The 13023-nt window shown below is 58.0% G+C and carries 16 protein-coding genes; 12 read left to right on the top strand and 4 right to left on the bottom strand.

Annotated features, from left to right (window positions below; translation table 11 throughout):
- Window positions 1-31: 31 nt before the first annotated feature.
- The 3 genes from AC0V6L_RS04010 to AC0V6L_RS04000 all read left to right on the top strand — a co-directional run bounded on the left by AC0V6L_RS04010 (window position 32) and on the right by AC0V6L_RS04000 (window position 2549).
- Window positions 32-1027, top strand: coding sequence for a C1 family peptidase (locus AC0V6L_RS04010; protein ID WP_486153114.1), 996 nt, complete (start codon window positions 32-34; stop codon window positions 1025-1027).
- Window positions 1028-1072: 45 nt separating this feature from the next.
- The gene (locus AC0V6L_RS04005; protein WP_486153113.1) at window positions 1073-1288 is read left to right on the top strand and encodes a hypothetical protein; all 216 of its coding nucleotides are present in this window, start codon (window positions 1073-1075) and stop codon (window positions 1286-1288) included.
- A gap of 85 nt (window positions 1289-1373) precedes the next feature.
- Entirely contained in the window at window positions 1374-2549 is a 1176-nt protein-coding gene (locus AC0V6L_RS04000) for a hypothetical protein (protein ID WP_486153112.1), read from the top strand.
- Between the two features lie 26 nt (window positions 2550-2575).
- On the opposite strand, the gene pyk is transcribed toward AC0V6L_RS04000, so the two are convergent.
- On the bottom strand, window positions 2576-4057 hold the full coding sequence (gene pyk, locus AC0V6L_RS03995) for a pyruvate kinase (protein WP_486148404.1): 1482 nt from the start codon (window positions 4055-4057) through the stop codon (window positions 2576-2578).
- 82 nt (window positions 4058-4139) lie between these two features.
- On the opposite strand from pyk, the gene AC0V6L_RS03990 reads away from it, so the two are divergent.
- Window positions 4140-4463, top strand: coding sequence for a DUF1244 domain-containing protein (locus tag AC0V6L_RS03990; protein WP_486153111.1), 324 nt, complete (start codon window positions 4140-4142; stop codon window positions 4461-4463).
- Window positions 4464-4570: 107 nt separating this feature from the next.
- Window positions 4571-4807: a DUF2312 domain-containing protein gene (locus tag AC0V6L_RS03985; RefSeq protein WP_486153110.1), complete on the top strand. Its 237-nt coding sequence runs from the start codon at window positions 4571-4573 to the stop codon at window positions 4805-4807.
- A gap of 16 nt (window positions 4808-4823) precedes the next feature.
- On the opposite strand, the gene AC0V6L_RS03980 is transcribed toward AC0V6L_RS03985, so the two are convergent.
- Window positions 4824-5564, bottom strand: a complete 741-nt coding sequence (locus AC0V6L_RS03980; protein WP_486153109.1) for a CPBP family glutamic-type intramembrane protease — start codon at window positions 5562-5564, stop codon at window positions 4824-4826.
- A gap of 46 nt (window positions 5565-5610) precedes the next feature.
- On the opposite strand from AC0V6L_RS03980, the gene AC0V6L_RS03975 reads away from it, so the two are divergent.
- From AC0V6L_RS03975 to AC0V6L_RS03960, 4 genes are all read left to right on the top strand, one after another.
- Complete coding sequence (locus AC0V6L_RS03975) at window positions 5611-6357, top strand: YebC/PmpR family DNA-binding transcriptional regulator (protein WP_486148394.1); 747 nt, start codon at window positions 5611-5613, stop codon at window positions 6355-6357.
- A gap of 143 nt (window positions 6358-6500) precedes the next feature.
- Complete coding sequence (gene ruvC, locus AC0V6L_RS03970; RefSeq protein WP_486153108.1) at window positions 6501-6986, top strand: crossover junction endodeoxyribonuclease RuvC; 486 nt, start codon at window positions 6501-6503, stop codon at window positions 6984-6986.
- Complete coding sequence (locus AC0V6L_RS03965) at window positions 6983-7330, top strand: ArsC family reductase (RefSeq protein WP_486153107.1); 348 nt, start codon at window positions 6983-6985, stop codon at window positions 7328-7330. The genes ruvC and AC0V6L_RS03965 overlap by 4 nt, the downstream gene beginning before the upstream one ends.
- The gene (locus AC0V6L_RS03960; protein WP_486153106.1) at window positions 7309-8352 is read left to right on the top strand and encodes a glycerophosphodiester phosphodiesterase; all 1044 of its coding nucleotides are present in this window, start codon (window positions 7309-7311) and stop codon (window positions 8350-8352) included. The genes AC0V6L_RS03965 and AC0V6L_RS03960 overlap by 22 nt, the downstream gene beginning before the upstream one ends.
- On the opposite strand, the gene ubiG is transcribed toward AC0V6L_RS03960, so the two are convergent.
- A complete protein-coding gene (gene ubiG / locus AC0V6L_RS03955) occupies window positions 8349-9098 on the bottom strand; it encodes a bifunctional 2-polyprenyl-6-hydroxyphenol methylase/3-demethylubiquinol 3-O-methyltransferase UbiG (protein WP_486153105.1) in 750 nt (249 codons plus the stop codon). The two genes, AC0V6L_RS03960 and ubiG, sit on opposite strands and share 4 nt — an antisense overlap.
- Before the next feature lie 80 nt (window positions 9099-9178).
- On the opposite strand from ubiG, the gene AC0V6L_RS03950 reads away from it, so the two are divergent.
- The 3 genes from AC0V6L_RS03950 to AC0V6L_RS03940 all read left to right on the top strand — a co-directional run bounded on the left by AC0V6L_RS03950 (window position 9179) and on the right by AC0V6L_RS03940 (window position 12598).
- The gene (locus tag AC0V6L_RS03950) at window positions 9179-10444 is read left to right on the top strand and encodes an aspartate kinase (RefSeq protein ID WP_486148384.1); all 1266 of its coding nucleotides are present in this window, start codon (window positions 9179-9181) and stop codon (window positions 10442-10444) included.
- A gap of 133 nt (window positions 10445-10577) precedes the next feature.
- Complete coding sequence (locus AC0V6L_RS03945) at window positions 10578-11318, top strand: helix-turn-helix domain-containing protein (protein WP_486153104.1); 741 nt, start codon at window positions 10578-10580, stop codon at window positions 11316-11318.
- Window positions 11319-11551: 233 nt separating this feature from the next.
- Window positions 11552-12598 carry a GGDEF domain-containing protein gene (locus AC0V6L_RS03940; protein ID WP_486153103.1) on the top strand — a complete coding sequence of 349 codons (1047 nt, stop codon included), beginning with the start codon at window positions 11552-11554 and terminating at the stop codon, window positions 12596-12598.
- Here the strand turns inward: AC0V6L_RS03940 and AC0V6L_RS03935 are convergent.
- Window positions 12572-12982 carry a UrcA family protein gene (locus AC0V6L_RS03935; protein WP_486153102.1) on the bottom strand — a complete coding sequence of 137 codons (411 nt, stop codon included), beginning with the start codon at window positions 12980-12982 and terminating at the stop codon, window positions 12572-12574. The genes AC0V6L_RS03940 and AC0V6L_RS03935 overlap by 27 nt on opposite strands.
- Window positions 12983-13023: the final 41 nt, after the last annotated feature.

The raw sequence follows: 13023 nt of genomic DNA, 5'->3' as shown, positions 1-13023 counted from the left end.
CAGCGCAGCCACCTTGCATGATGGGAGAGATATGATGAGCGAATTTGACGAATACAGCCTGACGGGCTGCCTGATTGATCCCGAATACAATGATGCGCCGCAATTGCGCAGCCTTGGCGGTAGTGATGCGATGTCTAGCGCCGGCGCTTCCGGGGCTGGCGCAGCCCTGCCGCCGCGCGTGGACTTGCGCAAACATTGCAGCCCTATCGAAGATCAACAGCGCACCAATAGCTGCGTTGCCAATGCCGTGGTGGGCGCGCTTGAATTGCTCCAGCGCAAAGAAGGCCATTCGGTCCAGGATCTGTCGCGTCTGTTCAATTATTACAATGCCCGGCTGTTCCATGGGCAAGAGCCGCAGGATCAGGGCACCTTTGTCCATTACGCCGTCGCGTCTTTGCTCGCGCAGGGCATCTGCGAGGCGCGTATGTGGCCGTTTTCGCAAACCACTATCAATGATGCGCCCACACAGGCGTGTTATGAGAACGCGCAGAGTTATCGCGGGATCGAATTTGCTGAGGTGCAAAAAGGCACTCCGCTCACGCATATCATCGCGCAGGAGGTTCCGGTTATCATCGCGGTCGAATTGCCGCGAGAGGCGTACATATCGGCGCATCGCACAGATGTGATGGCTTTGCCTGAGGGCGGGTCTTCGGGAGGCGGGACCGCGCATCAGCATGGCCGCCATGCGATGCTGGTGGTTGGCTATGACCTTGAAAACAAGACCTATCTGGTGCGCAACAGCTGGGGGACGCGTTTTGCCAAGGATGGGTATTTCCATATGCCCATGGCGATTTTTGACCATGCCAGCCTGGCAGGCCAGCAATGGGCGATCGGCGCTCTGAACGGTGCGCCGGGTCTCGAATTGCTGGGCCGCAGTGTCGCGCAAAGCGTCGAAGGCATGGTGGCAGCTGCTGCCAGCCCAAGGGTCAAGGATTTGTCGAGGTTCTCAGCCAGTGTGGCCAAAGAGATGGACACCCGGCTCGCCAGCGCGAAACAGGGTTTCCGCAGCCGCTTGCGCGGCAATTGAAGCGGCGTAGACAAGCGCGCCATCCCGCCAGTCCATGAGCCTTTGATGCAATCCCGTCTCAAACCCGAAGTGAATGCGATGGACCTGTTCGAATGGGCTTTGGAGCAGGAAGGCGCAAACCATGGTGATCCGCCAGACAAGCCGCCAGACAGGGATCAAACCGCAGCCATAATTGCCAGTGTCGCACAGCCGTTGGCGGTGCGGCGATTGGCGCTTGAATTGTTGGACGCGCATTGCCGCGCGTCTCGTCTCATAGAATGAACCGATGGACGCCGGAATGTTCTATCGCAAATCATAACAGTGCAATTTGAGTTTAGAAGTTCCGATCGGATTTAGGGATCGAATCATGGCAAAACTCTCCGTCGCGCTTTTCGCGGCCTCATCGCTCGCTCTTGCTTCCTGTTCAAGCGCGGAGGCAGCGCCGCCATCAGGTTGGCAGGCTGTGTCCAATAACGATGTAGGCGATGTGTATAGCGGACCGAATGGCGCGACCATGCGCGTTGCAAGCCGGGCGGAGCTTGAGGCGGGCTGTTCATGCAAACTGCCCATCAAAAGCGCATCCTGGGGTGAGGAGGCTTTGCTCGAAGCGTTGGCGATCATGTGGGTGGATGTTGATCAGCACCAGATGCGCGGCACTGGGGCGCGCGCGACTATGCGCGGTAATGGCATGAACGAAGATGGAGATGTCGTCTTTGCTGCACGCGCCGCCGGTGATGCGGTGCATGTCCTGTTCGCGCGCAATGCGGCCGGTCTGACGAAATCGGATGCTCTTCTTTCGGCCAATTGGAGCGGATCAGGCAATGCGCCGGCCCGGCAATTGGCGGCTAACAGCGAACAACAATCGCGTTCATCGAACCAGCGAGTATCTTCTGATAAAATAGGCAGCTACACACCGCCTGCTAATCTTTCTGTGGCGGGAAAATGGCCCAAGAAGGGGCAATGGTGGGCGACGCAAAAGCCCAATGATCCGGCATCGCCGCGATTTGCATCAGGTCAGACGGGGCCAAAATATGATGTCACAAATTTCGCAGGAACTATTGGGGCGATGGAGAAATATTTTGGCGTAAAGTTCAAGTCGCGCCCCGTATATGAAAAGATTGAAGCCTGGCAATCTCTCGACGGAAGCGATTTTCGCATTGCTTTTGCACCGACAGATTTGAACGGAGTGGATGGCGTTGCCTTCGTGCTCGCGAAAAAGAACAGAGGCAGCGACCAGTTTGCGATGAATGTGTTCGAAATGCCGCGACAGACGTTTGTCGAATGGGGCGGGGCTGCGCGCATGATAGTTATTCGAGGCCTACTGCCGAGTATGGATGTGTTTCCGAAAAATGAACGTAGCCGCATTGCGCGCGGCTCTCTCTCCAGCCAGACCAAGTTTTACGAGGCAGCGGCGACCAAATACTTCGAAATGAAAGCCGCCCAAACCTACGCAATGACGCAGTCGAATCTTCTTTTGGGGATGCAGGAGCTCAACTACGACTTGCTGTTTGGCAATGATTACGGAACATCAGTGGTTTATTAATAGGGTGGGCCCGGCGGGCTGCCATCTCACCCCTTATGCTTGTCGAGTTCATCACCTGACAAGGTAACCACATGCAGCAAATTGGTTGCGCCCGGCGTTCCAAACGGTACGCCTGCCAGCACCACCTGTTTCGATCCCGCCGTGCCAAATCCGTGGCGCAGGGCCATGCGTTTGCCTTTAGCGATCATCTCTTCAAAGCTGCCGATATCCTTGGTCGCAACAGCGTGTGTGCCCCATAGCAAAGCCACGCGCCGCGCGGTTCGCATGCTGGGGGTGAGCACGAGGACCGGCGTGCCGGGCCGCTCACGCGCCACGCGCCGCGCGGTTGATCCGCTGGCGGTGAAAATGGTGATCGCGCTGATCGGCACGGTGTCAGCAATCGTCATACAGCTGTGCGCGAGAGCATCCGATGTGGTCGCATCGGGCGGTGTATCAAGGAACCGGATGCGTTCGCGGTATCCCTCTTCGCTTTCCACTTGGGTTGCGATCCGGTGCATCATGGTGACCGATTCTTCCGGCCAATCGCCCGCCGCGCTTTCCGCAGACAGCATCACCGCATCCGCGCCATCATAAACGGCATTGGCCACATCGGACACTTCTGCGCGCGTGGGCATCGGGCTTTCGATCATGCTTTCGAGCATTTGGGTGGCCACGATCACCGGCTTGCCCGCTTTGCGGCTGGCATTGACGATGCGTTTTTGCAGCGGGGGAACCTCATGCGGCTCAAGCTCCACCCCAAGATCACCGCGCGCGACCATGATGCCGTCTGACAATTCGATAATCGCATCGAGCCGTTTGACTGCCTGGGGTTTTTCAATCTTGGCGCACAAAGACGGCCCGATAGAGCCGTGCTGCGCGATCAGTTTGCGCGCCTCGGCAATGTCTTCGGGCCGCTGCACGAATGACAGGGCGATCCAGTCCGCCCCGTGCTCCACTGCAAAAGCGAGATCCTTGCGGTCTTTTTCGGTAAGCGCGGGGATCGGCACTTCGGCATCGGGCACATTCACGCCCTTGCGGTCCGAGATGACCCCGCCCACTTCGGCTGAGCAAAAGATGCGGTTATCGTCCGCCTCTTTCACAATCAGGCGGATCTTGCCGTCATTGATCAGCAGCCTTTGCCCGCGCTCCATAATGCCGAACAATTCAGGATGCGGCAGACACACGCGGGTTTCATCGCCGGGCGTGTCATCCCTGTCGAGCGTGAAATGTCCGCCATGGCGGATCACCGCTTTGCCATCCTTAAATGTGCCGACGCGCAATTTTGGCCCCTGCAAATCGGCAAGGATCGCGATGGGCCGGGCAAATTCTTTTTCCAGCGCGCGGATCGCAGTGATAGCGGCGGTGTGATCGGCGTGATTGCCGTGGCTCATATTGACGCGAAACGCATCCGCGCCCGCTTTGAACAGCTTGCGCAGCATTTCAGGCGAGCGGCTGGCCGGGCCAATTGTCGCCAAAATCTTGACCTTGCGCCCGCGCGGGTCAATTCGTGTGTGATCGCTTTTTGTCATGCCGCCGCGTGATCCCTTCTGGGTGGCTCGTTCGTCTGCGGCTATGGCACATCAAAATTTCAACTCAAGGAAAAGCCCAACCATGCCCGATGAAAATCCACAAGCCGGTCTTAGTCAGCTCGATGACGCAGTGGCCGCCGCTGCTTTTCGCCGTCTCGTCAAGCATTTGCAGCACCGCCACGATGCGCAGAATATTGAACTGATGGGGCTTGCCGGGTTCTGCCGCAATTGCCTTGCTGACTGGATCCGCGATGCCGGATTTGACGGCGACAAAGCCGCCGCGCGCGAGCTTATTCACGGCATGCCTCAAGAGACATGGAAAGCCACCCGGCAGACCCCTGCAAGTGATGACCAATTGGCCGCGATGAAAGCCAGCGTGGCGAAAAACGATCCTGATTTGCACTAAGCTGCTGGCTAGCCACAGCCTTATTCACAATTGAGGCTTCCGCAGGCGAAAAAGGGCTTCTATCGCCCGCTCAACTGATTCCCCATTTTGACCGGAGACATTCCCAGATGGCCGAAGCCACCGATGACCGCCTGCGCCTTTTGATCGAACGCATCGAACGCCTTGAAGAAGAAAAGAAAGGCATCGCCGATGATATTCGCGATGTCTATGCTGAGGCAAAAGCGGTGGGTTACGACACCAAAATCATGCGGCAGATCATCAAACTGCGCAAAATGAAACCGGATGAGCGCAGCGAACAGGATATGGTGCTGGAAACGTATAAAAACGCGCTTGGCATGGGATAAGGGGCTGCGTTTTCGCTCACCCCCACATCACCACATCGCTTAAAATCAGCAGGTTAAACGCAGCGTGTTGGGCTATGGCAGCGCCAAGGCCCAACCGCGTCCGGGTATAGGCAAGCACCAATCCGCCGACCGTTTGCGATGCAACCAGCATTACATCCACCGGGCTGGTGACACTTTCGAAATTGACCAGATGCGAAAGGCCAAAAGCAATGGTGCTGCCCCATACCAGCTTGCCATAATGCCGTTTGAACCAGGCGGGCACCTCAGTTTCAGTTTTGCGCGTGGCGATCCATTGGAACAGGCCGATCAGTACCAGAATGAACGCGATGCCTGTGACGCTGCCCAGCATTGCCCAGCCCAGCCATTCAGACACCAGCACCAGCGCAAAGGCGATCCACGCAATCCCGGCAAATCGCAAAGCCGCCAATTGCCCGCGCAGCCAGCCGCGAAACAGCGCTTCCTCCAACACCGGCGCGATCAGCACCATGTTGAGAAAATCTTGGCTGAATGAAAATTCGGTTTGAATGGGATCGGGAAAGGCGTGGCCAGCCGCCGCAATGCTGGCGGTGAGGGTTTCAAGCCCAATCACCAGCGAGCAATCGAGCACGAACAATGCGCCAAACAAGATGGCGAACCCCGCACCCATCGGAATGGTCGCCGCCGCCATAGCCGGGCGCAGCCCAAAGCGCGCGACATCGCGGTACAGACCAAAAACATCACCGAAAGTGAGGGGCAAGCTTGCTTGCGGCACTGCCATTGCTTAAGCGAAATCCATTCCATTTAGCCCAAGGCAAGAGATACCCATGGCAGGCCATTCCAAATTCAAAAACATCATGCACCGCAAGGGCGCGCAGGACAAGAAGCGCTCCAACCTGTTTTCAAAGCTCAGCCGCGAGATCACCGTGGCAGCGAAAATGGGCACGCCCGACCCTGATATGAACCCGCGTCTGCGGCTCGCGGTGAACACCGCGAAATCGCAATCCATGCCCAAGGACAACATCCAGCGCGCGATTGATAAAGCGAGCGCGGGCGATGATGAGAATTACGAAGAGGTCCGCTATGAAGGATACGGCCCCGGCGGCAGCGCGATCATTGTCGAAACGCTAACCGACAACCGCAATCGCACCGCCACTGCGGTTCGCACCGCTTTCAGCAAAAACGGCGGCAATCTGGGCACCGAAGGATCGGTTGCGCACGGGTTTGAGCGGCTCGGCTTTATCGAATACGGCGCAGAAGCGGGGGATGAGGAAAAAGTTCTGGAGGCCGCTTTGGAAGCGGGCGCGGAAGACATTGCATCCTCCGCTGATGGCCACGAGATTTGGACCGCTGCTGAGGATTTGCACGAAGTATCCTCGGCGCTGGAAAAGGCTTTGGGCGAGGCGAAAGAGGTTAAGCTTGCGTGGAAGCCCAACATTACGGTCGAGATGGACGAAAAAGGCGCAGGCACATTGCTCAAGCTGATCGACACTCTGGACGATGATGACGATGTGCAAACGGTGTGGGGCAATTACGAGATTCCCGATGCGGTGATGGAAAAGCTCGACGTTTGATCGCGCTCTATGAGTGTGTTTGGTGAGCTGGCGCGAATGGGCCTTTGCGGCCGCTTTGGGCTCTGCCTTTTTGCTGGCGGCGGCATGGCGGCTGGGCTTGACCGTGGGGCTGGGGTGATGGCTTTGCTGAGCGGGCGGGCGTTTTGATTATCCTCGGCCTTGATCCTTCCCTAAGCTGCACCGGCTGGGGCGTGGTGCGCGCAGAGGGATCGCGAATTTCTCACCTCGCCAATGGCCAGATCCCGACCGATGCCAAAGCACCCATGGCCGCGCGGCTTGCTGTGCTTCAAACGGGCATTGCGGCAGTGATCGCTGCGCACAATCCGGACCGGGCAGCCTGCGAGGAAGTGTTTGTGAACAAAAACCCCCAATCCACTTTGAAACTCGCCCAAGCGCGCGGGGCGGTGCTGGCCGCATGCGGGGCAGCGGGTCTGGAAGTAAACGAGCATGCGGCGCGCAAGGTCAAACAGGCGGTCACAGGAACAGGCGGCGCAGACAAAGCGCAGGTCGCCGCCATGGTCAAAGTGCTGTTGCCCGGCTCTAACCCAGCGGGAGCTGATGCCGCCGATGCGCTTGCCGCCGCGATTGCCGATGCGCATCTGGCACCGACACAAGGACACAAACCATGAACCACTTTTACGGCATTCCCAATTGCGACACGGTGAAAAAGGCGCGTGTATGGCTCGATGCAGAAGGCATCGCCTACACTTTTCACGATTACAAAAAGGAAGGCGCGGACCCTGCAAAACTTGCCGTTTGGATCGCGGATAAAGGCGTAGAGACCGTGCTCAACAAGCGCGGCACCACGTTTCGCAAGCTGTCCGAAAGCGAGAAGGCGGACGCATCAGACAGTCACAAGGCTGTAGAATTGCTTGTTCACAACCCTTCAATGATTAAGCGGCCAGTGGTCGAAACACCCGAAGGCATTCTGGTTGGTTTTAAGGAAGATGAATGGTCCGCACACTTTACTTAGTCGCGCTTGCAGCCGCGCTGTCATTACCGGGGGTCGCAATGGCACAGTCTGATCCGCTGATTATCGCGCATCGCGGCGCATCGGGTGACCGGCCCGAACACACGCTTGCAGCCTATGAGCTCGCGATAGAGCAGGGCGCGGATTACATCGAACCCGATCTGGTGGTGACCAAGGATCTGGCGCTGGTCGCCCGGCATGAAAACGAGCTGTCCGGCACCACTGATGTGGCGAGCCGCGAAGAGTTTGAAGACCGCCGCCGCACCAAAACCATCGAAGGCCAGCAAGTCGCCGGATGGTTTGCTGAGGATTTCACCCTTGAAGAACTGCGCACATTGCGCGCGCGCGAACGGGTCGGGGCAATCCGCCCGGCCAACACCGCCTTCAACGGATTGTACCAAGTGCCAACCTTTGACGAGATCGTGCAATTGGTCCGCGCGAAAGAGGCAGAGACCGGGCGCACAATCGGCCTTTATCCCGAGCTAAAGCATCCCACCTGGATCCTCGAGCAGGAAGGGATCGACATGGTCGATCTGCTGGTCGTCAAACTGCGCGAGCTTGGGCTGGATGGCGCGGATGCGCGCGTGTTTGTGCAAGTGTTCGAGGTTGGTCCCTTGCAGCGCCTTAACAAGCGGATTGATACGCCGCTTATCCTGCTGATCCGGCCCACAGGCGGCCCTTATGACGAACCCGAGATGCGCTGGGACGATATGATGTCGCCCACAGGCCTTGAAGAAATCGCGCAATATGCCGACGGTATCGGCCCATGGCTTGGCCATGTGATCAATGATGACCTTGCGCCCACGGGCCTTGTCCAAAATGCGCATGCAGCCGGGCTTAAAGTGCATCCCTGGACGATGCGCAAAGAAAACGGGTTCCTGCCTGCCAGTCTGCAAATGGAAGGCGGCCCGTCTGTCGATGGGCAGTATGAGCGCCAATGGAAAGCCGCCATTGCGAGCGGTGCGGACGGGTTCTTTACCGATAATGTTGCGGAATTTGTCGCTCTGGTAAGGGGCGCGAATTAACCCTTAGGCCGCGCAGCCAGAATGTAATTGAGTGTGTCATCATCGGAAAGATGCAGGCCTTTGGCGGGACTGAAAGCGATCCCGCGTGTGGTTGTAACCTCTAGGCCCACTGCGGCCAGCAATTCTTCCAGCTCCTCTGGCTGGATAAAATCGCGCCAGTGATGCGTTCCTTTGGGCACATAGCCCACAGCCTCTGCCGCACCCACCAGCAGCACACGGCTGGCAGCGGTGCGATTGGGAGTGGACATGACCAGAAGGCCATCAGGCGCAAGGCGCGCCGCGACATCGGCCAGGAATTGCTCTTTGTCCGCGACATGTTCGACCACCTCAAGGCAGGTCACCAGATCAAAGGTTCCGATATCAAGGCTAGCCACTTCGCCGGCCATATAGCGGATATTGAGCCCGGTGCTTTCCGCGTGCGCGCTCGCGGCGGCGACATTGTCAGCGGCGGCGTCAACGCCTGTCACATCGCCGCCCAGCCGCGTGAGCGGCTCGCACACCAATCCTGCCCCGCAGCCAATATCGAGCGCCGTCTTGCCCGCCAAAGGCTTCGCCGCGCCGGCCATATCGGGCCAATGCGCATCCATGCAATCGCGGATAAAGCTGAGCCGCACCGGGTTCACCTGATGCAGGCTGGCCATTTTGCCTTTCGGATTCCACCAGTCGCGCGCAAGATTTGAAAAGAATGCGGCTTCATCGGGGCGAATGGTTGCGTTTGCAGCAGTGGTTGGGTTTGCGTTTGTCATAAACTCTCGTTAGCAGCGCGCGCACGGGCAAACCAGCAAGGAGTGTGATCGCTTTGGCGCGCACCAAGCAAAGAATTGTGATGAAGTTCGGCGGCACCTCGATGGCGGGGACCGAACGCATTCGCCGCGTCGCAGGCATTGTGCGCGCTCAGGCTGCGCGCGGGGATGGCGGCGATGAGGTTGCTGTTGTCGTCAGCGCGATGGCCGGGGAAACCGATCGTCTCATCAACTTCTGCCGCGAGGCCAACGCACTGCACGATCCGGCCGAATATGACGTGGTGGTCGCCAGCGGCGAACAGGTGACCAGCGGATTGCTGGCTCTCACTTTGCAATCGCTGGGGTGCAAAGCGCGCAGCTGGCTGGGCTGGCAAGTTCCTGTCAAAACCATTGAAGCGCACGCAAAAGCCCGGATCGATACGATTGACGCGCCTGAAATGGTCGCAGCCATGCAAGATGGTGAGATCGCCGTGGTGCCGGGTTTTCAGGGAATTTCGCCCGAAGGCCGCATCGCGACATTGGGGCGCGGAGGGTCCGACACATCGGCGGTGGCGGTTGCCGCGGCTGTGGGCGCGGACCGGTGCGATATCTACACCGATGTGGACGGCGTTTATACCACAGACCCCCGCATCGTTGCCCGCGCGCGCAAGCTGAAAGCGGTGACCTATGAAGAGATGCTGGAGCTTGCCAGTGTCGGCGCGAAAGTGTTGCAAACGCGCTCTGTCGGCCTTGCCATGAAGGCAGGTGTGCGCATTCAGGTGCTGTCGAGTTTTGGCGGCGATGATGCGCTGCCAGCGGACGAATTGCCCGGCACGCTGATTGTCTCAGAAGAAGAAATGAACGCATTGGTGGAGAAAGGCGAAATGGAACGCCAGCTCGTGACAGGTATCGCGCATGACAACAAGGAAGCGAAAGTCATCCTGACCCGCGTGCCTGACAAACCCGGCGCGGTGGCCGATATATTCTCCCCGCTGGCTGATGCGTCGATCAATGTCGATATGATCATTCAGAATGTCGGGCGCGATAAAGGCGAAACCGATGTGACCTTTACCGTGCCGCAGGCCGATCTGGCGCGGGCGCAGGCTTTGCTGGAGGATCGGCGCGAGGATATCGGGTTCAATCGTATCATCACTGACAGCCACATCACCAAGATCAGCGTTGTCGGCGTCGGCATGAAAAGCCATGCCGGTGTGGCCAGCACCATGTTTCGCGCTTTGTCAGATCGGGGGATCAACATTCAGGCGATCTCAACTTCGGAAATCAAGGTGAGCGTAATTATTGACCGGGACGAGACAGAGCTGGCTGTGCGCGTGCTTCACACCGCTTATGGCCTTGATGCAGAAGATTAGGCGGCCACGCTGCCTCCAGCTCTGCTCTCAGGCCGCACAGGCGGTGCAATCCCTCGCAAGTAAGGGCTGGCCGCTAACTCCATCTTAACTTTCTGGCGATGATTATGATCGTTCCCAACTGGAGCGATCAATCATGGCGATCAAAGCCCACCTTGAACACCCGTCCAATCCCAACGAAAACCGGCAACATCCGCGCAGGTCGATGTATCTGGAAACCAGCGGGCGAATACCGGGCGGGGCTGAAGCCAATGTCACGATCCACAACTTGTCGGTCGCAGGTCTGCTGCTGGAAACCGATGCCGATCTGGACGAGGGCGAGGTCATCGATATCGATCTGCCGCAAATCGGCGGCGTTTCCGCTGCGATAGTTTGGCACAGCGGCGATTTGTATGGCTGCGCGTTTGACCGGGTTTTGAGCGAAGCGGCTTTGGCTGCAGCAGCCTTGCGCGGTACAGTGATTGGATCGCTGGACCCGGTGTTTCCGCTGGGATCATCGCCCGCATCTTCGCGCACGTCCCCGCCTGCATCCCCGCAGGATCATCAAGCAGCGCCGGCCAAACCCGCAGCCCATCGCGGTGAACCCTTTGGCATCCGGCTCAACCGCCTGCGCCGCGAACGATCAATGACCTTGGCCGATGTTGCCGAGGCGTTGGGCGTCAGCAAGCCAACGGTCTGGGCATGGGAGAAAGGCAAAGCCAAACCCATCCCCGAACGTCTGGACGCGATCGCACATGTTCTGGGTGTTTCGGCGGATGAATTGCGTGTGTCAGGCGGCGCAGGCGACAGCGCGGCTTTGATCGAGGAATGCCGTTTACGCATTGCTACGGCCTACGGAACGGACCCCCACAACATTCGTATCATGGTTGAGGTGTGAGGGTGTAAAATCCGATAAAAACGAAATCGAATCCCTGACACACCTGTTTTACATGGTAAATTGAGTAATAATTCGATTCGAATATTAGTTGAGTTAGCCTAATAAAAATAGAAATACTTAGTAGAATGCCTTATAAGGGTGAATTCACGCTAAATAAAAGCTGATTTTTAGCTTACAAGACTCACAGAGATTCGAAGAGAATAACAGGGTGTTTTTAGCCGGGGGCTTTCGGCATGGGATTTGGTTTGAATATCGTAGAGGGGCAAGTGCTCCACGGATTGCTTGAAGAGGCATCGGGCGACATTGTCGTCAAACTGGATGCCAATGGGTTTATCATCCACGCATCTGCCAATATCGCGCAGCTGGGCGAAGACTTGAACGCGCAATTGTTGATGCCGCATATCAGCGATCTATCCGAACCTGCTCACAGCGACCTCGTTGCCGCTTATGCTGAGGATGTACTTACTCAGCAGGCGCATGCCGAATGCGTTGAATTTCCGGTGCTGGTTTATGACAATGGCGATGATTGCCTGCCATCGGCATCGCAGCGCTGGTATTCCTTAAGTCTGCGCCCGATAGTTGGCGGTGAAAGCGCTGGCCCGCCAGCCGCGATTGACTGTCCCAATCTAGCGCATCGGGCAGCTTCAACGAAGCCAGGTGAAATCATCGGCGCGGTTGGTTTGCTGCGCTCGGTTCAGCATCTGCGCCGCCTCGAAGGTGAGCTGCATTCGCGCGCGGTCACCGATCCGCTGACAGGGCTTGCCAATCGCCCCGCCTTTTGCGCTCAGATGCGCCGCAAACTGGCAGCCGGCAGCGAGCAAGTGGTCGTGGTGTTCGCCGTTGACCGGATGCGCGCGATGTTGCTGCAATACGGCCAGCGCACTTCGGATGAAATCCAATGGGGCTTTGCCAAATTCCTCGAAGCGATGATCCAGCCGGGTTTCGAACTTGCTCAGCTAGACGGGGAAAGGTTTGCTGTGATGGTGCCCGATCTCACTCTGGCTGATGCGCGGGCTTGGGCGCAGGATGTGCTTGCCACCTTTTCTGATATCGCGATGGCTTCCTCGCAGCGTTCGCCCCGATTAAGCGCAAGTGCCGGGATCGCGCGGCTGGAATCCACGGTGGATTGGACTTTGCGTCAGGCCGAACTTGCGCTCGTGATTGCGCGGGCTGGCGGGGGCAAACAGGTGGGGCAATGCGAGTATCAAGCCAAACCGTTTGAACGGCTGGCAGCGGGGCACACCGGCCCCGGCCTAGAACCGCATACCAACCACGCTTAGCCTGTCAGATAAAGCCGCAACCCGGCGCGCATTTGCATTGTTCAGCGCCACTTTGAGCTGCAATTTATAGCTTGCGCGTGCCCGCTGTTTGCAGGTGCGATATTGCCGGTGGCCTTGCCCAAACCGGACCAGCGGGCGCTTGCCGCAAACTTCGCGCACGGCGCCGTATAATCGCCGATCCAGCATCCCGCGCTGGCTTCGCTGTGTCAGATCAAGTGTGTGAAAAGCAACCCGTACCGCCTTATACCCTGCATCATCGCTGCGCACTTCATCAGAGGAAGCATGGACGGCGCTGCCCGATGCCATCGCCATGCCCGCAAGGCTTGCGGCCAAGCAGATGCGTGCAAAGCGATATTGCGCTGGATTGGTTTGGTCAGCGGGCATTTGAATGGGCGGCTTTCAAGAATTGGTAGGGTGAGCCGCTT

It is taken from the genome of Erythrobacter sp. JB1-15 (assembly GCF_057365035.1).
The sequence above is the reverse complement of the archived record's forward strand: the minus strand, read 5'-3'. Positions and strand labels throughout refer to the sequence as shown.